General features: G+C 64.1%; 25 protein-coding genes and 2 tRNA genes (1 of these 27 only partly in view). 13 read left to right on the forward strand and 14 right to left on the reverse strand.

The window, feature by feature from the left end; all coding sequences use genetic code 11:
- From FJT57_RS14060 to FJT57_RS16460, 4 genes are all read right to left on the reverse strand, one after another.
- A tRNA-Lys gene (locus tag FJT57_RS14060) sits at positions 1–52 on the reverse strand; it reaches 26 nt to the left of the window's first position.
- A gap of 89 nt (positions 53–141) precedes the next feature.
- The gene (locus FJT57_RS14065) at positions 142–882 is read right to left on the reverse strand and encodes a DUF7119 family protein (protein WP_144906307.1); all 741 of its coding nucleotides are present in this window, start codon (positions 880–882) and stop codon (positions 142–144) included.
- Positions 883–955: 73 nt separating this feature from the next.
- Complete coding sequence (locus FJT57_RS16455) at positions 956–1,096, reverse strand: hypothetical protein (protein ID WP_162524366.1); 141 nt, start codon at positions 1,094–1,096, stop codon at positions 956–958.
- Between the two features lie 8 nt (positions 1,097–1,104).
- Positions 1,105–1,272, reverse strand: a complete 168-nt coding sequence (locus tag FJT57_RS16460; RefSeq protein ID WP_162524368.1) for a hypothetical protein — start codon at positions 1,270–1,272, stop codon at positions 1,105–1,107.
- A gap of 218 nt (positions 1,273–1,490) precedes the next feature.
- On the opposite strand from FJT57_RS16460, the gene FJT57_RS14070 reads away from it, so the two are divergent.
- The 3 genes from FJT57_RS14070 to FJT57_RS14080 all read left to right on the forward strand — a co-directional run bounded on the left by FJT57_RS14070 (position 1,491) and on the right by FJT57_RS14080 (position 4,077).
- Entirely contained in the window at positions 1,491–1,823 is a 333-nt protein-coding gene (locus FJT57_RS14070) for a hypothetical protein (RefSeq protein WP_144906309.1), read from the forward strand.
- Between the two features lie 68 nt (positions 1,824–1,891).
- Positions 1,892–3,640 carry a nitrite/sulfite reductase gene (locus tag FJT57_RS14075; protein ID WP_144906311.1) on the forward strand — a complete coding sequence of 583 codons (1,749 nt, stop codon included), beginning with the start codon at positions 1,892–1,894 and terminating at the stop codon, positions 3,638–3,640.
- Between the two features lie 83 nt (positions 3,641–3,723).
- Complete coding sequence (locus FJT57_RS14080) at positions 3,724–4,077, forward strand: DUF6360 family protein (RefSeq protein WP_144906313.1); 354 nt, start codon at positions 3,724–3,726, stop codon at positions 4,075–4,077.
- Positions 4,078–4,104: 27 nt separating this feature from the next.
- On the opposite strand, the gene FJT57_RS14085 is transcribed toward FJT57_RS14080, so the two are convergent.
- Positions 4,105–5,967, reverse strand: coding sequence for an SLC13 family permease (locus FJT57_RS14085; RefSeq protein ID WP_144906315.1), 1,863 nt, complete (start codon positions 5,965–5,967; stop codon positions 4,105–4,107).
- A 174-nt stretch (positions 5,968–6,141) separates the two neighbouring features.
- Between FJT57_RS14085 and FJT57_RS14090 the strand changes: the two genes are divergently transcribed.
- The 3 genes from FJT57_RS14090 to FJT57_RS14100 all read left to right on the forward strand — a co-directional run bounded on the left by FJT57_RS14090 (position 6,142) and on the right by FJT57_RS14100 (position 8,254).
- Entirely contained in the window at positions 6,142–6,357 is a 216-nt protein-coding gene (locus FJT57_RS14090) for an SHOCT domain-containing protein (protein ID WP_144906317.1), read from the forward strand.
- Between the two features lie 127 nt (positions 6,358–6,484).
- On the forward strand, positions 6,485–7,078 hold the full coding sequence (locus FJT57_RS14095; protein WP_144906319.1) for a winged helix-turn-helix transcriptional regulator: 594 nt from the start codon (positions 6,485–6,487) through the stop codon (positions 7,076–7,078).
- Between the two features lie 273 nt (positions 7,079–7,351).
- Positions 7,352–8,254, forward strand: coding sequence for an acyltransferase (locus FJT57_RS14100; protein WP_144906322.1), 903 nt, complete (start codon positions 7,352–7,354; stop codon positions 8,252–8,254).
- Between the two features lie 30 nt (positions 8,255–8,284).
- Here the strand turns inward: FJT57_RS14100 and FJT57_RS14105 are convergent, their stop codons facing one another.
- The 3 genes from FJT57_RS14105 to FJT57_RS14115 all read right to left on the reverse strand — a co-directional run bounded on the left by FJT57_RS14105 (position 8,285) and on the right by FJT57_RS14115 (position 9,422).
- A complete protein-coding gene (locus FJT57_RS14105; protein ID WP_144906324.1) occupies positions 8,285–8,491 on the reverse strand; it encodes a hypothetical protein in 207 nt (68 codons plus the stop codon).
- Between the two features lie 89 nt (positions 8,492–8,580).
- A tRNA-Gly gene (locus FJT57_RS14110) sits at positions 8,581–8,651 on the reverse strand.
- Between the two features lie 207 nt (positions 8,652–8,858).
- Complete coding sequence (locus FJT57_RS14115; protein WP_144906325.1) at positions 8,859–9,422, reverse strand: response regulator; 564 nt, start codon at positions 9,420–9,422, stop codon at positions 8,859–8,861.
- A gap of 117 nt (positions 9,423–9,539) precedes the next feature.
- On the opposite strand from FJT57_RS14115, the gene FJT57_RS14120 reads away from it, so the two are divergent.
- The gene (locus FJT57_RS14120; protein ID WP_144906327.1) at positions 9,540–10,397 is read left to right on the forward strand and encodes a DUF7504 family protein; all 858 of its coding nucleotides are present in this window, start codon (positions 9,540–9,542) and stop codon (positions 10,395–10,397) included.
- Here the strand turns inward: FJT57_RS14120 and FJT57_RS14125 are convergent.
- Entirely contained in the window at positions 10,394–11,815 is a 1,422-nt protein-coding gene (locus FJT57_RS14125) for a hypothetical protein (RefSeq protein WP_144906329.1), read from the reverse strand. The two genes, FJT57_RS14120 and FJT57_RS14125, sit on opposite strands and share 4 nt — an antisense overlap.
- Positions 11,816–11,937: 122 nt before the next feature.
- Here FJT57_RS14125 and FJT57_RS14130 point away from each other — a divergent pair, with 122 nt between their 5' ends.
- On the forward strand, positions 11,938–12,960 hold the full coding sequence (locus tag FJT57_RS14130) for a DUF5305 domain-containing protein (protein ID WP_144906331.1): 1,023 nt from the start codon (positions 11,938–11,940) through the stop codon (positions 12,958–12,960).
- A gap of 80 nt (positions 12,961–13,040) precedes the next feature.
- A complete protein-coding gene (locus FJT57_RS14135; RefSeq protein WP_144906333.1) occupies positions 13,041–13,730 on the forward strand; it encodes a hypothetical protein in 690 nt (229 codons plus the stop codon).
- 38 nt (positions 13,731–13,768) lie between these two features.
- On the opposite strand, the gene FJT57_RS14140 is transcribed toward FJT57_RS14135, so the two are convergent.
- Both FJT57_RS14140 and FJT57_RS14145 read right to left on the reverse strand, forming a co-directional pair.
- Entirely contained in the window at positions 13,769–14,917 is a 1,149-nt protein-coding gene (locus tag FJT57_RS14140) for a S26 family signal peptidase (protein WP_238994007.1), read from the reverse strand.
- A gap of 89 nt (positions 14,918–15,006) precedes the next feature.
- Entirely contained in the window at positions 15,007–15,369 is a 363-nt protein-coding gene (locus FJT57_RS14145; protein ID WP_144906335.1) for a response regulator, read from the reverse strand.
- A 341-nt stretch (positions 15,370–15,710) separates the two neighbouring features.
- On the opposite strand from FJT57_RS14145, the gene FJT57_RS14150 reads away from it, so the two are divergent.
- From FJT57_RS14150 to FJT57_RS14165, 4 genes are all read left to right on the forward strand, one after another.
- On the forward strand, positions 15,711–16,256 hold the full coding sequence (locus FJT57_RS14150; protein WP_144906337.1) for a hypothetical protein: 546 nt from the start codon (positions 15,711–15,713) through the stop codon (positions 16,254–16,256).
- 27 nt (positions 16,257–16,283) lie between these two features.
- A complete protein-coding gene (locus FJT57_RS14155; protein ID WP_144906339.1) occupies positions 16,284–17,075 on the forward strand; it encodes a hypothetical protein in 792 nt (263 codons plus the stop codon).
- Between the two features lie 77 nt (positions 17,076–17,152).
- Positions 17,153–17,761, forward strand: coding sequence for a hypothetical protein (locus FJT57_RS14160; RefSeq protein ID WP_144906341.1), 609 nt, complete (start codon positions 17,153–17,155; stop codon positions 17,759–17,761).
- Between the two features lie 105 nt (positions 17,762–17,866).
- On the forward strand, positions 17,867–18,433 hold the full coding sequence (locus FJT57_RS14165; RefSeq protein ID WP_144906549.1) for a DUF7344 domain-containing protein: 567 nt from the start codon (positions 17,867–17,869) through the stop codon (positions 18,431–18,433).
- A gap of 59 nt (positions 18,434–18,492) precedes the next feature.
- Here the strand turns inward: FJT57_RS14165 and FJT57_RS14170 are convergent, their stop codons facing one another.
- From FJT57_RS14170 to FJT57_RS14180, 3 genes are read right to left on the reverse strand one after another with little or no spacing between them, the layout of a single operon-like run.
- The gene (locus FJT57_RS14170; protein WP_144906343.1) at positions 18,493–20,070 is read right to left on the reverse strand and encodes a DUF4097 domain-containing protein; all 1,578 of its coding nucleotides are present in this window, start codon (positions 20,068–20,070) and stop codon (positions 18,493–18,495) included.
- A 57-nt stretch (positions 20,071–20,127) separates the two neighbouring features.
- On the reverse strand, positions 20,128–20,925 hold the full coding sequence (gene panB / locus FJT57_RS14175; protein WP_144906345.1) for a 3-methyl-2-oxobutanoate hydroxymethyltransferase: 798 nt from the start codon (positions 20,923–20,925) through the stop codon (positions 20,128–20,130).
- The gene (locus FJT57_RS14180; protein WP_144906347.1) at positions 20,922–21,920 is read right to left on the reverse strand and encodes a ketopantoate reductase family protein; all 999 of its coding nucleotides are present in this window, start codon (positions 21,918–21,920) and stop codon (positions 20,922–20,924) included. Before FJT57_RS14180 ends, panB begins: the two co-directional genes overlap by 4 nt.
- Positions 21,921–22,016 lie beyond the last annotated feature (96 nt).

The following is a 22,016-nucleotide window of genomic DNA, read 5'->3' on the forward strand; positions in this document are numbered from 1 at the left end:
CCCGACCGTCTGGTTAAAAGCCAGACGCTCTGCCGGACTGAGCTACCGGCCCGCACCGAGAGCTAACTGGTCGGCAGTGATAAGCGTTTACTCTCGGGTTCCCGCCGCAGTCGGCACATCAACGTCGCAGGAGCGAACGGGTCACTCGCGCGCGATCGACTCCGCGGCGAAATACTGTTCGAGGGCTTCGGACGCCAACTCGCCGGGGTCGCGGTTCTCGATCGATGCGCGCCGCCGGAGTTCCCGATACGTGTCGAGCGGGAGCGACAGTTCGATCCGGCCCAGTTCGATCCCGCGGGCTCTGAGGGCCTCGGCCGCGCTGGTCTCGCCGTCGACCTCGCTGGCGATCCGGCGGACCTGCCGAACCGTGAGGTCGGCGTCGACGACGGCCCACGCGAGGTCGAACCGGTCGACACCAGAGACGCGCGCGATGTGCTTTGCCGCGGTCGGCGCGATGTCTCCGCGCGCGACGTGCCGCCGGATCGCCTGCGGGAGGTCGTGCACGCGTGCCCACTTGCGGACGAACGAGACGGAGACGTCGCCGCCAGCGCGCTCGACCGCCTCCTTGTAGGAGCCGACGCCCCTGACGAGCGCCGCGCACGCGGCCGCGCCGCGAAGCATATACACGTTGTCCGCGGCACCGACGGTGTTCTCCGAGAACGCGCGGACCGTCTCGGCCGCGTCCGCGACGCTCTCGGGGTCGTCGGGATCGAACCCGACTGCGTCCTTCGCTCGCTCGCCCGTGACCGCGGGATCGGCGCGGACGACGGGCTCACCGACGGGTTCTTCGCGGTCTGCGGGGAATCGATTGCCCCGGTTCGGGCGTCGCCTGCCGCCGTCAGTAGTGCGCTGCTCGGCGCGGTCACCGGCCTCCTCGGTCATCTTCGATTCCACGTAGCGAGGCCGCGAGTAAAAGGCTCTCCCTCGGTCACATCGCTTGGTTGACGAGTATCGCTCACTCCTCGCGGCTGTCCGAGAGATGTTCCCAGATTTCGGTGCAGCCCGCTCCGTCGGCGAGGTCGTCGAGGTGGCTGTACTCGTCTGTCTCCGCTTCGTCGGTCGGTTCGGCCGGGTCGTCGTCGGGTTCGTGTTCCATCGTAAGCGTCATCGCTGCTCCGTCGGTGCGTGGCTGCGGGTGGTCTGCTGGCTGTGCTGCGTCTCGTCTGATCCCTCGTAGAGTTCCGGAGCGGCATCTGCGGGCGCGTGCTGCCGCTGCTCGACAGCCCGTTCGCTCGTCCGTGAACGGAGACACTGTCGGCGGTGGTCTGTCATCGAGCCACCCTATGCGACCCTCCTGCATAAGGGACGCTTCCGGAGTAAATCGAACCACTACTCCCGGATACCGGAACTCCGTTCCGGATTCTATGACGCCGGATTCTGGGAATAATCGACAGACTGCGGGGGGATCACTCGAATCGGCTGCGTCGCCGACAGCGTCGCGGTTTGTGACCGTCGTCAGCGTTGGGGTGCTTCGGCGCGTAGGACCGAGTGTGACGACTCGACTCCGCATCCTCGACGACGGTGCGTGGCTCTCCGTCGACGACGCGCGACGCGTGAGCGTGAGCGAACTCTGGCGGCTCGACGCGCCGGATTTCTGCGAATGCGACCTCGCGGATATGGTCGTCGAGAACTTCCTCGAGACGGGTGTCGACGGCCGAACCGTCCACGTGCGCGTCTACGGACAGTGTATCGTCTGCGGGACGAAATCGACGACCGGCTGGGTTCCCGTCGGCCGCGTCGTGGACGGCGAATTCGTCGATATCGACCGCGAGGGCGTGCTCTCACAGGCGACCCGGAAACAACCGGAAAAAAACTCCGCTTAACGGGAGCAGCGGGAAGGGTTGACGGCACGCGTCCTTCTTTGAAGGTGGGGGTACTGTACCTGGTAAGGATGCCAACGGACGTTGAAAACTGGAAATCGGAGGTCTACGGTAACGAGATACGAGAGCACCTGTTCAGGTTCGCCGAGGAGGGCTTCGACACCATCCCCGACGACGAGCGGGACGCGTGGTTCGAGCGCTTCAAATGGTGGGGGCTGTACCACCAGCGGAACGGCCAGGAGGGCTACTTCATGATGCGGATCGGGACGCCCAACGGCGTGCTCGAACCCGGTCAACTGCGGGCTATCGGCGAGATCACCGACGAGTACGCGAGAGGTCCGGGGACGAACCCGATCTTCGGCGACGCCTACGCCGACTACTCCACCCGGCAAGCGATTCAGCTCCACTGGATCGAACTCGCTGACGTTCCGGACATCTTCGAGAAGCTCGAAGCGAACGGGCTGTCGACCCAGCAGGCCTGTGGTGACTCCTGGCGGAACATCGTCGGCAACCCCGTCGCCGGGAAGGACGACAAGGAAGTGATCGACGCGTGGCCGGTCATCCGCGAACTCAACGAGACGTTCAAGGGCGACGATGACCACTCGAACCTCCCGCGAAAGTGGAAGGTTTCGGTGACAGGATCGGCGGACGGATCCGGCCAGGGCGACATCAACGACCTCGCCTTCGAGCCCGCGTACAAGGAGATCGACGGCGAGGAGGTCGTCGGCTTCAACGTTCGCGTCGGCGGCGGCCTCGCCCGAAACGAGCCGCGCTTCGCCCGCGACATCGACGTGTGGGTCCACCCAGACAACGTCTCCGCGGTCGCGGGCGGGATCTCCGCGCTCTTCCGCGACAACGGCGACCGCGAGGACCGCTACAACGCCCGGATCAAGTTCCTCGTCGACGAGTGGGGCGCGGACAAGGTCCGCGAGACGCTGCAGGAGGAGTACGTCGACTTCGAGCTCCACACCGCCGGGCGCGACGTCCGCAACGAGTACACCTACAACACCGGCGGGGGCGAGCGCAACGACCTCGTCGGCGTCCACAAGCAGAAAGACGGCAACTACTTCGTCGGCCTGAACGTCCTCGTCGGGCGGATGGGCGTCGACGACGTCTACGAACTGGCCGACCTCGCCGACGAGTACGGCTCCGGCGAGGTGCGGCTCTCCCAGCGACAGAACGTCATCGTCACGGACATTCCGGAGTCCGATCTCGACGACTTCCTCGCAGAGGACCTGCTCGAACACTACTCGCCAGAGCCGTCGCCGTTCATGCGCGGCTCGATCGCCTGTACCGGGACGGAGTACTGTTCGCTCTCGATCGTCGAGACGAAGAACCGCCAGGTCCGCTTCGCGCGCTGGCTGAAGGAGAACGTCGACCTTCCCGACGGCGTCGAGGAGTTCCACATCCACCTCTCGGGCTGCACCGCGTCGTGCGCGCAGCCGCAGATCGCCGACGTGAGCCTCCGCGGAATGAAAACGAGAAAGAACGGCGAGGCGGTCGAGGCGCTCGACGTCGGCCTCGGCGGCGGACTCGGCGAAGAACCGCAGTTCGCTCGCTGGGTCACCCAGCGCGTGCCCGTCGACGAGGTTCCCGGCGCGATCGCGAACCTCATCGAGAGCTTCGCCGAGGAGCGCGAGGAGGGCGAGTCCTTCCGCGAGTTCGTCGACCGCCACGACGACGAGGAGCTCGACGCGTTCGTCGAGCCCGAAGAGACCGATTACGAGGACCCGATGATGCACAACACGAAGCTGACGTGGTACCCCTACGCCGAGGACGACTCGATGGACGCCGCGCCGCCGATTCCCGCCGACGACTGATCGGCACGAGGGCCGAATCGACGACCGCGCCTTCGCCGCGCCGGAGCGGTAGCGACTTCCCGTTTGCCCGCCTGAACTCTCGTATGCCCAACCGACTGCTCAGAGTGAACGCCTACACGACGCTCGACCTCGTCGACGCCGCCGCGCGCGGCCACGACTTCGAGGACGAGGCGGTCGCGGTGTTGAACGTAACCTCTCCACGAAAGAACCCCGATCACGTGAAGCTCCAGTTGGAACTGGACAACGGACAGCTCGAATCGGTCCCGGCGCACGCCGACGAAGTGACGCTCTCGGCCGAGGAGGCCCGGGCGGTCGCGTCGGCGCTGGAATCCCACGCGGAGAAGGTCGAGGCCGCGGCGGCGACCGACGAAGACGACTCGGTTGCGACTGATGGAGCGGATCCGACTGCGGCCGACGAAGACGACCCGTCCGAGTGAGTCGTAGCGCGTTTTCTGCGTCGACGTTTACAGCCCCCAAATCGCGGCGATACCGACGGTTCCGACCACCGAGAGGAGCAACTGGAGCGGGCCGCCGACGCGAACGAAGTCCGTGAACTCGTAGCCGCCGGGGCCGTACACCATCAGGTTCGTCTGATAGCCGATCGGCGTCACGAACGACGTCGCCGAGGCGAACATCGCCGCCAGGAGGAACGAGAACTCGTTCGCGCCGAGGCGAGCCGCGGCGTCGACGGCGACCGGAATGGTGAGGACGACCGTCGCGACGGGGGTGATGATGCTCGCGAGGACGCCGACCGCCAGATAGAGGACGAAGAGCGTACCCAGAAGCGGTAAGACGCCGCCGAGCGCGACGAGCAGGTCAGCCAGAAGGGCGGCTCCGCCGCTCTCGTTCAGCGCGATCCCGAGCGGGATCACGCCCGCGAGCAAAAACACGACGTTCCAGGCGACGGCGTCGTAGGCGTCAGAGGTGGTGAGACACCCGGTCAGGACCATCGCGACGACGCCGACGAGGGCGGCGATCACGATTGGGAGCAGGTCGAGCGCCGCGACCCCGACGACCGCGACGAGGATTCCGACTGCCAGTGGGGCCTTCGGTGATACCTGGTGCCGTTCATCGGGTTCACTCGCTCCGTTCCCGTGGTCGATCGCGCCGAGCCCGTCGAACGCGCGTTCGTCGGTGACGACGAGTTCGCCGGTGTCGTCGAAGTACCGGAGGGACGCCGGAGTCGTCCGAAGCAAGAGCAAATCGCCGGGCTGTAGCGTCCGTTCTCCGAGCCCCGTGCGGATCAGTTCTCCCCCGCGCCGGATAGCCAGTACCGTCGTTCGGTGGTATTCGCCGAGTCCCGTCTCGCGAATGGACTTCCCCGCGTATCGGGAGTTGTCCGGAACGATCGCTCTGGCCAGCGTGCCGTCCGTCGGCGACGATTCGAAGGTGTCCTCGGTGACGGTTTCTCTGAGAAGGTGGCTCACGTCGGCCTCCTCTCGAAACCGATTGACGGCCTGTAGCGACCCGTGGACGACGAGCACGTCGTCCGGTTCGATCGGCGTATCCGCGTGCGGACCGGCGATGGCGTTTCCATCGCGGCGAAGCTGGAGAATGCGAATGTCCGGATGGTCCGCATCGAACGTCTCGATCGAGCGGCCGACGGCCGGAGACTCCGATCGGACGCGGACGAACGCCAGGTGATCGGAGAGATCGAACTCCGAGACGCGGTCCCCGTCGACGGGGATCCGTGCGGGCGTGAGCCACCGACCGACGGTGAGGAGATACGCGGTTCCGACGAGCAACATCCCGAGACCGAGACCGGTGAACTCGAACATCCCGATCCCGTCGCGACCGTCGATTAGCTGTCGGGCGAAGTCGCTGGCGAGGAGGTTCGTCGACGTTCCGACGAGCGTGAGCGTCCCGCCGAGAATCGCCGCGTAGGAGAGCGGGAGCAGGAGCTTCGAGGGGCTCGTGCCCGCCCGCTTGGCGAGATCCGTGATCATCGGGATGAAGACCGCGACGACTGGCGTGTTGTTGACGACGCCTGCGATCGGTCCGGTGGTCCCGACGGTCGCGACGAGCGCGCGAAACTCGCTGCCGTCGACGAGCGCCGCGAGTGCGACACCGAGGCGACGGATGATTCCCGTCTCTTGGACGCCCGCGCTCAGCATATACATCGCGATGATCGTGACGACAGCGGGGTTGGCAAATCCGGAGATGCCCGCACGCGGGTCGACCCCCGTCCACGGTTCGAGGACGACCAGCGCGGCGATGATTCCGATTGCCGTGACGTCGCTCGGCACGACGTCCGTAATGAACGCGACGAGTGCGAGGAGCACCAGCGCGAAGACGACAACCACGCTGGACACCTCGAAAAGCGGCATACTCCCCTCAAGCGTTACGGCCCGGTATATACGTTTCGCGAGGCGAAAACCAAGATACGCAACGCACGCTCCCGCGCCGAATCTCGAAACCCTCCTCCCAACGAGTCCCTGCTATCACTCTCGAAGTGACAATCGTGGTAAACGCGAACCACGTATATTCGAACGGCGAGCGAAATGACTCAATCCGACGCGACCACATGGATCGTTGGCGGTCTCGTTGCCCCCGTCGTCAGCGGCTATCTGCTGCACCGGGCCGCGACCGGCGGTGAACGGACCGACCCGGCGATCGACGAACTGCAGAGCGCGTACGCGCGCGGCGATCTCTCCGAGGAGGGGTATGAGCGTCGTCGTGAGCGACTCGAAGACAGCTCTTCGGGGTCCGACGAGTGATCCTCGATATACGATACGTGACACTCTTCGACACCTAACTTCGAATTCTTCAGATATCCACCTATTCTACCTTCGAACCTGAATCCCCGTGGCAAACGCACTTCTGCTCCGCGCGCCAAGGGCCGCTATGTCCACGCTCGACGAGACCGACATTCGGATCCTCGAACTGCTAGTCGAAGACGGACGGCGCTCCTACAGCGACATCGCCGAGGCGGTCGATCTCTCGCCTCCGGCCGTCTCAGACCGGATCGAGCGGCTGCGGGAGTCGGGCGTTATCCGGCGTTTCACCGTCGACCTCGATCGATCGCAGCTCAGGGCGGGCGTTCCGGTGCTCGTGACGCTCGAACTCTCCTCACACTCCGTCGAGACCGTCCGTGACGACGTCGTCGCGGCCGACGCTGTCGAGCACGTGTTCGTCACCGCGGAGGGCGACGTGGTCTTTCACGCGCGCCTCCGCGCGAACGCGGTTCGCGAACACCTCGACCGACTCATCGACCTCTCCCGCGTCGACGATTACGAGGTGACGATCGTCGGCGATGTCGAGTGGTCCCCGGCGGTCGGCGGCGCGGAGTTCGCGCTGTCGTGCGCGGAGTGCGGCAACACCGTCACCAGCGAGGGTCGGAGCGAGCGTATCGGCGGGGAGCGTTATCACTTCTGCTGTCCGTCGTGTCTGTCGCGGTTCCGCGAGCGCTACGAGCAGTTCGAGGCCGACGCCGCCTGAATTTCATCGCGGGCATCTGCTCCGGGAGCGTCCGCCCGCGAGCAGTTTGTATTCCATGGGTTTCGGGTCGGAAACGGACTGATTCGAACGAGACGATCGAGGGAGAGCGAGATCCGTACTATCACTTCTCCGAAGCGCACTCGAAGGGACAGGCGTGCGAATCCCGGACGCTGCGCACCGCCCGCACCGCGGCTTTTTCCATCGATGACCGCGGTCGGCCGAGAGGTTCGCACAACCGAACGGATTTGCCCGATGGGTCCGAAACAGTCTCCGATGACAAAAGTCAACGTCTCTCTCCCCCCGGAGGCGGAAGCGAACGTCGAGGCGTTCATCGACGAGGTCGACGACCGACTCTCCTCCTCGGAGGACACCTGCCGCGTCGTGACCGAGACGCTCGTCGACCTCCACGGGGACCGCGAGGCGTACGACCGCTGGCAGGCTGGCGAGGACGTTTCGGCGGCCGAACGCGTGCGGCTCCAGGGGTACGACCCCTGCAACGCGACGCTCGAATCCGAGTACTACGCAGAGAAGGACGAGGAGCGCTTTCCCCGCTCGAAGTATCTCCAGTGGCTTTGGCGACAGTTCGACGCCACGCCGATGGCCGACAACGTCGCGTTCGCGCTCCGATTCCGCGCGATGCTCGCGACGCACCTGTTCGACTCCTGCGGGGACAACTGCCGGTTTTTCAAGGGGATCACGTTCACCTACGGGCACAACATCTCCGTCGGCGACAATGTCGTGATCCACGACGACCTTCACCTCGACGACCGCGGCAGGCTCACGATCGGCGACCGGGCGTCGATCTCCGACAACGTGCACCTCTACAGCCACGACCACGACGTCGTCGATCAGACCGACGTTGAAAACTTCCACACGACCGTCGGCGACGACGCCCGCGTCACCTACGACGCGATGGTCCGCGCCGGGTGCCGGATCGGCGAGAACGCCGTCGTCGGCGCGCGATCGGTCGTACAGGGCGACGTCCCCGATCACCACATCGCAGCGGGCATCCCGGCGAAGAGCGTGAAGGTCAAGCCCGGCTGGGAAGATGTCGCCGATCCGATCGACGACAAACTCACGAACCGGCAGGCCGAACGGCGGATCGACTACGATCTCCCCGACGACCTCGACGCGTTCGACGAGTTCGAGCGCGACCGAACGCCACCCGCGGAGTGAAGCCGGAGCGCTCGCTCGCAACCTGTTACGCTACCGTGCGTTTCGCATTACGAGCAGCGACATCGGCAGACTGGCGGCGACGAGGCCGTAGACGCCACCGATCAGCGGGTCGACGCCGAACGACGGGCCCAGGAGGTACCCGGAGAGGAAACCGATCGGATCGAGCACCACTGCGAGAATGATAATCTGCTGTTCGAAGGGCTTCGCGTCGAACCATCGGGAGAGTCCGGGGAACATTCGAGGGACAGTGCGTCGATTGCGACGTCACTGACAAAGGTGTTTCCTCGCTCCGCTCGGAAAAAGCGTTACGTCCGTTCCTCGCGGAATGCGCCAGCCGGGAATTGAACCCGGGCTAGTGGCTTGGGAAGCCACTGTCCTACCACTGGACCACTGGCGCGCTGACGACCGGACGCCGTCTTGCACTCGAAACAGAGCCCCACGCCGGACTTAAGGATGACGGAACACCACACTGTGTACGTCTCGCGAGTGATTCCCGGGGACTCATTGCGGGATCGTCCGCTCTCTATCCAGTCGACCGCCGTCTCTTACCGCCGATCGGGGTCGCTGGGGAGGTGGTCACCGGCAACAGTCACAACCGACCGCTTCAGGAGTCGAGTCGGTAGAAGAGCGCCTCGAAATCCTCACCGTCGAGTTCGGCCAGGTGGGATTCCGACTGCTGTCGCAGCGTCTCGATTTCGGCTTCGAGCCGCTGATACCGCTCATCGGCGTCGAGTTGGAACTGTGGCTTTTCGGCCATCAGCGCCTCCCGCTTCGAGAGCTTCGAGAAGAACGTTTGGAGCGTATCCGTGTAGTCGGATCGACGGAGCAACCGATCGATGACGTCTTTGAGCGCCGTCTCGCCGACGGGCTTCGTGAGGTAGGCGTCGAACCCCAGTTCGAGGATGTCGAAGTCGGGGTCGACCGCGGTGATCATCGCCACGCTGCAGTCCGTCCCCCGATTTCGAATCTGCTCTAGGACCTCGTCGCCGGAGACGCCCGGCATCCGCCGGTCCAGGAGGACGACGTCGACCGTCTCGTCGAACTGTTCGAGCGCGCTGGGACCGTCGTGGGCCGTTTCGACGGTGTACTCGTCCCGCAACCACGACGCGTACAACTCCGCGAGGTCCGGCTCGTCGTCGACGACGAGGACGTGGGGATTCGCGCTCATACTGACGGGTGATCGCCACATCGTTAGTTCGTCGAAGTGATAAGTTTACTCCCTCCCGCGGACTCGAATGGAGGCGATCGTATCAAGATTTATTATTCGACTCTGTCAGTACAGTGTATGACACACGACGAGGAGGACTCGTCATCCACAGACGACGCTTCGTCCTCGTCACTCGGTGAACTGGCCGATCAGTTGGACGACACTAACCAGTTATCTGATGCTTCTGGCGACTGGCGGTCGCTGTCCGAACTCGTCAACTCGATCGAACAGCGCCGTGGCGACGCGGAACCGACGGCGGATCTCGACGATCGCGACCTGGGCCGGTGGGATTTCGTGGCTCGCGAGGAGTCCGGCGAAGGCGACTCCGCGGTCGATCCGAAAACCGAGGCGCTTCTCGAACTGACCGGCGGCGCATCGAACATCCTGCTCAGCGGTCCCGGCGACTGCCCCGCCGAGCAGAACTTTTGTTCGCGGCTGATGGAACCGCGAGTTGACGACCCCGTGAACCTCTTGGTGGTCACGATTTCGGACACCCCAAGTCAGCGGCTCTCGGTCCTCGAAAACTACCTCGAAAGCCCCGTCAACGACACCGTCGTCGTCGACGTGCGCACGTACAACCGCGAATCGAGTTACGAGGAGTACGACGGGCCAGTCGACATTCACACCGTCTCGAACGCACAGGACCTTCGACGGCTCGGGATCGTGATCAGTAAGGTCCTCACCGAGTGGGAGGACCTGTCGGATCCGATCACGATGTGCGTTCACTCGCTGTCGGATCTGCTCGAACTGAACGAGGACCACCAGCGGGTGTTCCGGTTTCTGCACGTGCTCCGCGGACGCGTCCAGTCCGCTGACGTGCGCGCTCACTACCACTTCGACCCGGAGCGGCACGACGACCAGGCCGTCCGAACGTTCAGCTCGCTGTTCGATACGGTGATTCAGTTCGACGAGAACGGTTCGATAGCGCTCGGTTAGCGTCCTTCCTTCTGTTCGAGATCATCGAGATCGCCGAAGGGTGAAGTCGCACTCGACGACGTATCCGTGTTCGAGTCCGGTTCGTTCGCGCTCGACGACGATTCGTTCGTCTCGCCGTCTTCGAACTCTGCCGAACCGAACTCGAACGGGGTCGTAGATTCCGACGAGTCGTCGTCTCGATCGCCCGCAGATCTCCGCGATAGCCCGTCGGTTTCGTGCTCGGCGCTCGACGGGTGCTGTCCGCGGGTGTTACGTTCACTGCCGTGCGAATCGCTTTCAGCCACGGGAATATCTCGTTCAGTGTCGCGTCTATCAGTCGGTGCGCTCGATTGCGTGCGCTCCGGCTGACGCTGTGAAGGCGCTTCTCGCGGCGACTGTTGCGGCTTCGATACCTGCGCTTCGCCTCCACGTGGTGATCCCACCGCCGCGTCCCGTCCGGAAGTCTCCGTGTCGGTGGTGACGACGGCGTCAGACAGGAACAGCCACTTCTCCCGCTTTTCGACGCCCGACAGGGAGTTCTCACAGTTCGGGCAGTACGGCCGGGACAGCAAGTCGAGGTCGATGTCGGACGAACAGGACTCACACTCGGCCTCGTGGACGCCCAGTGCCGCCGCGTCGCGTTTGATCGACTGGAGGGTGTCGCGCTCCCACTGAAGGTCCGAGAGCGCCTCTTCGTAGCGCGATTCCGCGCTCGAAAGGTCCGATTCCAAGTCGTCCGTCTGCGTGACGAGGTACGTGAGAATCGTCTCGAGATTGCCGAATTCGTCGTCCATCCACGCCCTGGTCTGTTTCTGCTCTGTCGCCAGATCGTCCTGTTCAGACGCGAGCGCCTCGTGCTTGTGGTCGAACTCCGATTCGAGCGAGTCGACGCGTTGTGTGAGCGAATCGTACTGCCCGGACAGCGACTGCCGCGTCGCGTCGACCTCGTTGCCGATCTCGTCGAGTTCCGCTTCGATCTCGGTCAATCGACCCGCGATCGCCTCTTTCACGCCGTCTAAGGACTGACCGCGCTCGGCTTCCGCCTCGATGTCCGCCTGCAACTCGTCGACCCGGTCGCGGAGCGTTTCGAGCTGGTCGCTCCGGCCCTCGTCGATCTCTGAGGAGTGTTGACGATCCCCCTCCTGTCCCTCGCGTGAGGGAGGGCTCGGCCGGTCGGTACTCGATCGATCAACGCTCGGTCCCCGACCACTACCGACGTCATTTCGGTCACCATCGACGGGGGACTCTCCGACCGGTGGAGGACCGTTCCCCGACTCGTCGAGTAGTTGCATCAGCTCGTTTAACGTCCAATACGACGACACGAGCCGCTCGAAGAGCTCCTCCCGTGAGATGCCCTGATTCGCGGCGTGTTGGTCGAGCCACTCCTCGAACGACGTCGTGGGAGCGCTTCCTCCGCGATCTGAGAAATCGTTAGGCATCTCGAAATCCGTAATTAACACGTGTAAGTTCGGTGAGGACAAAAGTTTTGTTACCGTTACTACCATACGCGACGTGATGACTGTCGTCTATCGGTGTGCCGTCGCTGTCGGGGGCCTTCCATATGGCGTTTGAGCACCGGGTCAAACTGTTCATCAGCGAGAACAACCGGGCGGTCGTCGCCGCCCTTCTCCTCTGCGGCGTGCTGTGCCTCCTCGCCGCCGGGTACGTCTTCAGCACACCGACGACACAGACGGTCGTCGAACAGACGGACAGGCAGACGTTCGACGCCGAAGTACACCCGAGCGCTCTCGTGACCCGTCCGACAGCCCTCTACGAACAGGGTGAGCGACTGGAGAACCGATCGGTGTATTTCCTCTCTGCGTCCCCCTCGCTGACCTTGCAGGCCAACACTAGCGTCCCCGACGACGAGCCCGTCGCGGTGGATACGCAACTGCAACTCGAGACGCTCGGTACGCGGAACGGACAGCCGTTCTACCGGTCTACGCGCACGCTCATCGAAACCGAGCAGACCGCTTCTGACGGACGGGTGAGCGCCACCGAGACGGTCAACGTCTCCGCGGTCCGCCAAGAGCTGGCAGTTGTTCAGGAGGAGGTGCAAGATACGGGGCAGTTCCGGCTCCGTCTCCTGTTAGACGTCGCCTACCGCAGCGAGGCGTACGAGGGATCGCTCAGCGCGAGTGCCCCGTTCGTCGTCAGCGACCAGTCGTACTACCTCGACGGAACCCTCGAAGCCACGGAGACCGAGTCGACGCCGGTCGAGCGACAGATCACCCAACCACCGAGCCCGGCCGAATACGGCGGACTCGCGGTCATTGGTCTCCTCCTGTTCGGCCTCGCCGCGGCGACTGTCCGAATCGACGATCGGGTCGATACCGAGGAACTCCGGACCCAGATCGTCCACGATCAGCACGCCGAGTGGATCTCGCGCGGGCAGTTCCCGACCGATTCCCAGAAGCAGTACATCTCGATTCTCACGCTGGAAGACCTCGTCGACGTCGCGATCGATACGAACCGACGCGTCATCCACGACCCGCAGATCGACGCCTACGCGGTGATCGACAGCACCGAGATCTACTATTACGCCTTAGCGGACGTGCAGGCCGACGAGTGGCTCGACATCTAGTGCGACGACCCGAGTCCCCACCCGTCCCGAAGGTACAAGGCGGTCCGAACCGGTCTTGCTGACGTCCACGGCTCACCGCTATGAACCGCTCGCTCTGGTATCTCGGCCTGTTGGTCATCGCCGCGGGGATCACGTTCACCGCGGTCCCGACCGGATTCGGGACGATGCTCGGCGACGGTTCGAGCCCCTTTCAGACCCCAGATCGCTCACAGGGTCCGATCACGCTCGTCGGAACGGGGAACGAGATCACGCGTGGCGTATCGCCTTCCACCGCCTCGTCGATCTCTCTCGCCTCGTCGCCCGCGTCGTCATCTTCGGCGTCGTCGACGGCGACCTCGTCGACCCGCCGAGACGCTGAAACCGCAGCGAACCGCTCCGAAACGGTCGTAGCGGCACTCGTCAACCGGGGCGACGCGGCCGCCAACGTAACGTACGAGGCACGTGTCGACAGCGATGCGATCGAACTTCGCACCGCGAGCGACGAGATCACGGTGCCCCGAGGCGGACAACACCTCCTGTTCGCCACATGTGCGGCTTCGGATGGGGACGCGGGAACAGCGACCCTGACCGTCACCATCGTCGAAGCGCATGTCGGCGACGCGACTGTCACCGACCGCGACCTCAGTGCGGAACTCTCCTTCGAGTGTACGGGGACAAACACGGAAACGAGGGACACATCGGCGACGGTCGAAGAACCCGCTACGACAGTTGTCGAATACGTCGAAACCGGCGGCGTTCGATCGTCGAACATATCCGATCCCCTACGATAGGCTCGCGCTCTTCGTCAGAACACCGCCGTTGGAGGGAATCAGAACAACCGCCGCTTGAGCTGCTCGATCACCGTGATATTTCGACCCGTCGAGCGCATCCTGATAGGGCCGAACCCGACGGCGATTAGACCGCTCGTGACGGCGGTGACCAGCAGCACCAGATCGATGACGAACACCGCGACGATCGGGTGAACGGCGTGAAGGGCCAGGATGATCGATCGCGGGAGAATAGGGAGGTACCGCCACTCGGAGATGCTGCGCGTGTACGCCCCGGTCGTATCGGGTGCCCGTATCTGCAGCGTCGTCGTCGCTTCGGAACGTCCGGGTATGAGGAACGTCGACTGCGAGACTGTGAGGCTGGGACTCCGCGGTTCGATCACCGTCAACACCGGGATGATGCCGTCGTTGGCGACGCGGTACTCGACGGTGGCGTCCTCGCCCACGCCGATGACGAGCGGGTTCTCGTTCGGCGACTCGGAGCTGACGATGTCGAACGACGTCGTCCCCGACGGGATCATCATACTCGCCGTCGCCGGTGCGAGGACGACCAACGAGAGGACGATCAAGAACGTGGAGGTCTTGATGTAGTTCGAGCGCCGCCGACTCCGTCGGCTCTCCGGCCGGTTCCCGCCGACGGCGTCGACGACGAAGCCGATCGCGATGATCCCGAGCCCGACCACGACGAGCGATTGAGCAGACCCACCACCGCCGAGGACTGCCCCGATTCCGACCGCGCTCCACGCGCTCTGGAGGATCCCTTGGAATCCGGTGACCGTCGTTCCCAACCCGGGAATGACGACCACCTGCCCGTTGAACTGCATCGCCTCGGAGACGATCTGTCCTTCGGTGACCGGCGGCTCCGCGCCCTCCTGATCGGTGAACGGATTCGCGTCACCGCGGGTGATATACCCATCCGCTGTCTCGCCGACGACGCGGTGCGTCGTGAGCCCGCCGCCCTGCAACTCCTCGGCGACGAACACGACCACGTCGCCCTGTTCCGGCGGTCCGGTGAGCGCCGAGGGGATTGCCACGAACCCGTCGCCGGGCTCCATCGTGGGGGCCATACTCCCGGTCTCGACGTAGCCGAGGAGGACGGGCTGTCCCGCCGCCTGCCCGAACAACATCGCGGCGACGGCGAGCACGAGTAGAATGACCGCTCCGTTCGCCACGGCCGTCGAGAGCTTCACGGGCGACGTAGAACAGCGATCGATTTAACGCTTAATGCGCTTGCCGTTCGACTGGGCCGGATTCGCGCTCTCACCCCTCGCTCGCGATGCTACGTCGTCGTCAACACCCGATCGATCGCCGCGAGTAACTCCGCTTTCGAGTAGGGCTTGATGAGATACTCGTCGGCACCCGCGTCCGTCGCCTGCGTTCGGGCGTCGTCGCCGACCGCGACCGTGCTCACGATGACCGCGGTCGACGGGTTCGCGGCAGTGATTTCGGCGGTCGCGCTGATCCCGTCGCCGCGCTTCAGACTGAGGTCCATCACCACGACGTCCGGCGAGTATTCGTCAGCGATTTCGACGGCCTCGTCTGCGGTCTCCGCGGTTCCGACGACCGAGTGGTGGTCCCGGAGGTACCGACGGAGCAGCGTCGTCTGCATCGGAATATCTTCGACGAGGAGGATGTCTGCCATCTTGGTGACGGAGATGCGGAATCGGTCTCAACGCGTCCGACGCGTCGTCGAGTCTCGCTCGAATGATCGGACTGTGAGCCGTTGTCGATGGTAGTGCGCTTTCCGACTTGAACGTACCGGCGTTCTGTCGATTGAGCACCGTGTGAACGGATTCCGATTTCGCCTCAGTCGGCGACAACATCGATTAAACGACCGATTAATGGTGAATTCAGCGCCTACAAGCCCGGCTTTCGATTCTAATGCTCCAATTGAACTCGCTTCAAGCACCCGAATACAAAGTGGGTAGGGTGTTCCTATACTGGTAACGACACGGACCATCCCCGTGTTAGGAGCATACTACTATGGCAATCAGCAGACGAAACATCCTGATCGGACTGGGCGCATTGGTCGGCGGCGGCGGCGCACTCGTGAGCACGGGCGCGTTTACGACAGTGAGTGCGGAGCGCTCGGTGAGTGTTGAGACGTCCGGTGACGCAAGCGCGTTCTTGACTATTACCGGAACCAGTCAGTACGTTAACGACGACAGTGGTAGTGGAACACTGACGATTGATCTTGGTGCGCCCGGGCAAGCGGGTTTCAACGAGAACGCAATTACAACGCTCAGTGGCGTGTTCGAGATCGCAAATAACGCCGCTGATGGCTCGGATGCAGAGGTTAGTCTTTCGACTACCGGAACGAGCAATGATCCCGATACGGGATCAGGGACAGTTTCCGTCGAGTTGGATGATGCTGAAGTGACCTTCTATCTCGGTGGAATCGACTCTGCCGGGACACAGACACTTTCTACTGGCGACGCCGCCGTAGCGGTTGATGTCGAGGTCGATACAACCGGCTCCTACTCGGGTGGATCCAGTGGAAATCTGACAATTGTCGCGAACGAACCGTAACACTGCTGTCTGACCACCATTCCATATATGAAACGACGACAAGTCATCACGGCAATCGGAACGCTCTCACTCGGTGCGGGAACGGCTCTCGGCACGGGTGCGTTCGACGCCACCTCATCAAACTCGAGTGGTGGACTTTCGGTTGTTACGCAGACCGAAAACGCGGACATCAACATCGTCCCGGGCTGGGATGAGTTCACCACCAGTAATCTGGGAGATGACCTATACGTCCCTGTTGATGGAGAGGACCCACCAGAGTACATCGCTTCGGACGGTACGATTAGCTACGAAAAGCTCTCCCGCGAGGACCTGCCGGTCGCAGTAGTCCAGAATTCCGGGTACGGGATGGCGACCGTTCAAATCGCAGTCGAAGTCGGCCGTCCGGAGACCAAGGTCGACTTCGCGAGCCTGTTAGCGGTGAACAACAACGACTCGCAAGATTACGAACTCGGGTTTACGTATTATCAGGGGTACGGAACACCAGTTGACGACGAGGAAATCTCCGCCGGTGTTGTCAATGATACGTTCATATTTGAGGCGGCGGACGGTACTCGGATCTCCCCGCTAAGTTCGGATTCCGAAGGAGCGGAACCTGCCAACCTGATGACTATCGACGCCGGAACGACTGAACCCGTCTCACTGAGCGTAAATACGGACCAATCGGACCTCACTGAGCAATACGCCGACGTTTACGGCAATAACTATGATGGGGCAGGGAGTTTCGTCTCCGATGGCGACGGGGCCACGACGGAGGAACTCGTCTCCGAGGTCACCGCCGTTGCGAACGAGCTCACATCGTTCTCGGAAACGGCCGAATGAAACCGTCTTTCCGTCACAGTCTGGTCTCTCTCTGATCTGGAAAACACCTCAACGACGAGCGCCCGAATTACTACCCAATGCTCACCCGCCGCCAACTCGTCGCTGGCCTCGGAAGCGCCTTCGTCAGCGCGGGCGTCGTCAGTTCGACGGCGGCGTTCACCGCGACCTCCTCCAGTTCCGAGGCCTCGTTCGTCGTGGTCTACCCGGACCTGATCGAACTCACGCCCGTCAACGACCCGCCGATTCACGTCGAAGCGAACGAGAGCGGCTACGTCACGGCGATCACGCCCGGCGGCGACACGGGACTGAATCAGCGCGCGATCACGCGCTTCGAGGACATCGTCGCGATCACCAACGCCGGAACGGTCGACCTCACGGGGCTGTACTTCGAGTTCGAAACCGATAGCGATGTCCTCGACGCGGAAACGCTCGCGGAGGTCGAGGCTGCGTTGTCGGTGACGGCTGGCGGCCAGACACTCCGAACGAGCGGCGAATCCGGCGACGATCTGCTCGACGTGAGCGCGCACGGGGCGGCCGATGACAGCGTGCTCACGCCCGGCGAGTCGATTCCGTTCGGCGTGCAGGTCGACCTCATCGCCGATCACGGCGCGTCGACGCGTACGGACCTCCCCGCTCCCGGCGACCACGACGTGACGCTTCGGCTGGTCGTCGAGGGCGACGAGTGAGTCGCCGCACGCGCTGGCCGGTCGGTTCCGACACCGTCGCGGAATGGAGAGACTATTTGTAGGTGAAGTAATAACTTCCCCCGACGAATGGGGCAGCGAGCCGAGATGGAGTCGACCGACGCGGCGTCCGCTTCCGATTTCGGATCGACCGAGGAGACGCTTCACAAAGACGAGATCTTCGAGTTGATGGGTAACCACCGTCGACGCTACGCGATCCACTACTGTAAACGGACCACGGATCCCGTCGAACTATCCGACCTCGCAGAGCAGATCGCCGCGTGGGAGCAGGGCAAGGCGATCGCGGAGATCACCTCCGCGGAGCGCAAGACCGTCTACACGTCACTCCAGCAGACACACCTCCCGCGGCTCGATCGAGCGGGCGTGATCGAGTTCGACGGCAACGAGATCACGCTGACTGATCGGGTCGATCGACTCGATATCTACCTCGACATCGTCCCGGAGAGCTCGATCCCGTGGAGCGTCTACTACCTCGGACTCTCCGCGATCGGGGCGCTTGTCCTTCTCGCGCTCTGGGTCGACTTCCTGCCCACTGGTCCGCCCCCCGTGTTGCTGTATCCGACGCTCATCGTGGCCGTGTTCGCAGTCTCTGCGACATATCACGTGTACGTGAATCGCGAAAACCGGTTCGAAAACCTCGAACGTCCTCCGTAACGGTGCTCGTCGAGGAGCCACCGCCGCGCTGGACGGAGTCGATTCCGCTCGGAGCCGACTTACCCTGCCTGCACGCTCCCTCGCGCTGGCGTCCCCTCGACGGTCACGCCGCTCGGATCGTAGGTGAGCGTCCCGTCCCGATCGTCGAGCGTCGCTCTATCGACCGACAGGGTCGCCGACTCGACGCCGAGGGCTACCTCGGCCTGTCCGTTTGAGGAGGCGACGCGCGCCGCGTCGAGCAGCACGTCGCCCGAGGCGCTGAACGCGATTCCGACGTTGGTCTCGAAGGCCGCGCCGCTCGCGAGGATGTCCGCGGCCGATTCGATCTCCAACTCCCCGTTCGAGCTCGTCACCGACGCCTCGCCTAACTGGAGCGTCCCCGACTCGGCGGTCAACCCGATCCCGACGTCCGTCGAGATCGATGCGCCAGCGGCCTGGATACTCCCGCCTGCCAGATCGATCTCACCGTTCGTCGAGTCCACGGTGGCGTCGGTCAGCGTGAGCTCCCCTCCGTCTGCGGCGAGCGAGATCTCAGTATTCGTCGAAATCGCCGCCTTCGACGCGTCGATGTTCGATCCTCCGATATCGATCGCGCCGTTTTGCGACTCGATCGTCGCCTCCGAGAGGCCCACCGATCCCGAGTCCGCGTCGAGCGAGATGGCCTCGTTCGTCCGCACGGTCGTCCGCGGCGCGTCGATCGAGCGCCCCGAGAGCTCGATCTCGCCGTTGCTCGATTCGATTGTCGAATCGCCGATCGACAGCGCTCCCGATCCCGCGTTCACGGAGATCTCCTCGTTCGTCGCGACTGTCGCGTCGGATGCGGTGACCTCGCTTCCCGAGAGTTCGATCGCGCCGTTTTGCGACTCGATCGTCGACCCCGACATCGACAGCGTCCCTCCGTCGGCTTCCAGCGTGACTTCGCGGTTGCTCGAAAGACTCCCGTCGCCGACCGCGATCGACCGGGCGGCGATGTCGACCTCTCGGTTCCCGAACTGGACGCGCCTGCCGTCGGCCGCGATGACGAGGGCCGCGCTGTCGTCGTCGAACTCGGCCAGTTCGTTTCGGGTGACGGTCCGCTCTCCCTCGTCGTACGCGTGGTTTCCGTTCTCGTCGACGTAGGCGACAGCCCCACCCGGTGGACCGCTGGGACCGCCGGGTCCGCCCCCACCGCCCTTCCCGGGGCAGTCGTACTCAACGAGCGTCTCCAGGGTCGCGTCCGTGACCGTCGCGGACCCGCCCCGTGCCTCGATCACGTCGATCTGGAGCGTCGCCGTCCCGCTGCCGCCGTTCGGTGGACTGCAGGCGGCGTAAATGGGATGACGGCCGCCCTGTTGGACTGTCGCGGTGTCGGAGGGGGTTTCGACCGCAACCGTACTCGAATCGATGCTCGCCTCGAACTCGATCGTCATCGCGCCGTCGAGGTTGTTCACCAGCTCTGCGACGGCGACGCTGTTTTCGGGTTGTGAAACTGGGGTATTCGTGTTCGAGACCGCCACGAACGCCGCGCTGTCGTCCGCGACCGAAACGTCGACCGGGCGGTCGCCCGCGATGGTGCTGAAGCTCGCGGTCGGCACAATCGTCAACATCGCACCGACCAGCACGAACGCCAGCCCCACGTACAGCCACGCTCGACGCATTGAGTACCCTTCGCCGAACGTACAAGCCCAACTACCTTGTGTACTTCGGCTGTCGAATCACAGATCGAGGCCCTCGCTGTGGCTGTGTGCCTCGCTGGGGAACGCCCCGGATTCGACGGCGTCTCGATACCGTTCGATCGCGGTCCGCATCTCTGCTCTGACATCGCCGAAGGCCTCGGCGAACGGGGGGATTCGATCCGACAGCCCCACCGCGTCGTCGACGACGAGCACTTGGCCGTCGGTGTCAGGGCCCGCGCCGATTCCGATGACCGGTATGTCGAGTTCGTCGCTGGCGGCTGCGCCGACCTCTCTGGGAACGTGTTCGATCACGAGCGAAAATGCGCCAGCTTTCTCGTGGGCCTTCGCGAGATCGAGCATCTCCGCGGCGTGCTCCGCGGTCGTTCCCTGGCGGGTGTAGCCGCCGACGCCGTGGACGTGCTGCGGCGTGAGGCCGACGTGCGCCATCACCGGAATACCGAGATCCGTCATCGCCTCGGTCAGTTCCACCGTGTGTGGTCCGGACTCGATCTTCACGGCGTGTCCCCCGGCATCTTTCAGCAGTCGGCCCGCGTTTTCGAGCGTCTGCGCCCGGTCGACACCGTAGCTGAGGAACGGGAGGTCCGTGACGACGAGCGCGTCTTCGACGGCTCCGGCGACCGATTTCGTCGCCCGCAGCATATCGCTCATCGTCACCTGCAGGGTCGAGTCGTGACCGAAGACCGCGTTTCCGATGCTGTCGCCGACGAGCACCATTTCGATGCCCACCTCGTCCGCCAACCGCGCGGTCGGCGCGTCGTAGGCCGTGAGCATCGTCAGCGGTTTTTCGGGGTCCTGTATGCTCGCAACGGTCGTCATACTCGCTCATCACCGCCGGGGGCCTTCAATGACTCCGTCTCGCGCGTGGATGGGGGACGTGAATCGGTCGACGATGCCGGGTCGCGCAGTCCCCGCGCGGATTCCCACGTGCGAACCAGCGTCCACAGCGTCCGATTTGTCGGAACTTCTACCCCGTGCGCGTCGGCCCGATCGACGACGTAGCCGCTGATGACGTCGATCTCGGTCCGTCCTCCGCGCTCGATATCGCGCCGCATCGACGAGTCGTTCTCGGCGGTCGCCACGACGACTTCGTCGACGGCTCCGACCGCCTCCTCGTCGGCGATGGCGACGCCGACCGCCCGGGCCGTCGACGCGACTTCGCGAGCGATCGGTTCGACGAGGTCGACACCGGGACTGGCTCCGAGCGCTCCGTTCGGCACGCGAGTCAGCGCGGTCACCGGGTTGACAGCCGCGTTCACGGCGAGCTTTCGCCAGAGCTCTCGTCGGATCTCGTCGGCCGTCTCGACGGTCGCCGGAACGCCAGCGATCGCGAAGGCCTCGCCGACCGCAGCGGCGGTTTCGTCGGCGTCCGTCGGCTCCCACGGGCCGACCGCGAGGTCTCCCTGCCCGTTCCATTCGACTTCTCCGGGATCTCGCCGGGCGGCCCCGTAGCTGGTCGTCCCCGCCAGCACGGGACAGTCGAGATGTCGCGCGAGCGTCGCCTCGTTTCCCATCCCGTTCTGTAGCGAACACACCGCGCGAAACGATCCGGTCGCGAGCTCTCTCGCGGCCATCTCGGTGTCGAACGCCTTCACGGTCACGAGCGCGAGATCGGCTGCGAGTCCCGTTCCGTCGGTCGTCGCTTTCGGATACACCGTGAACGAGTCGGTGCCGGTCACGCGAAGCCCCGACTCCCGAATCGCGGCGACGTGCGGATCGCGCCCCACGAGCGTCACGTCGTGTTCGGACGCCCGCGCGAGCAGCGCGCCGAAGAGACTGCCGAGGCTGCCCGCGCCGAAGACGACGATGTCCATATCGGTGGCACGAGGTCGACCGAGAAAGCGGTTGTGTTGACTCCGGGGACGACCGGCCGCTTCGTCGACCGCTGACAGCTGGTTTCGAGACCATAG

The sequence above is a fragment of the Halobellus captivus genome, assembly GCF_007655485.1.
Classification (GTDB): Archaea; Halobacteriota; Halobacteria; order Halobacteriales; family Haloferacaceae; genus Haloquadratum; species Haloquadratum captivum.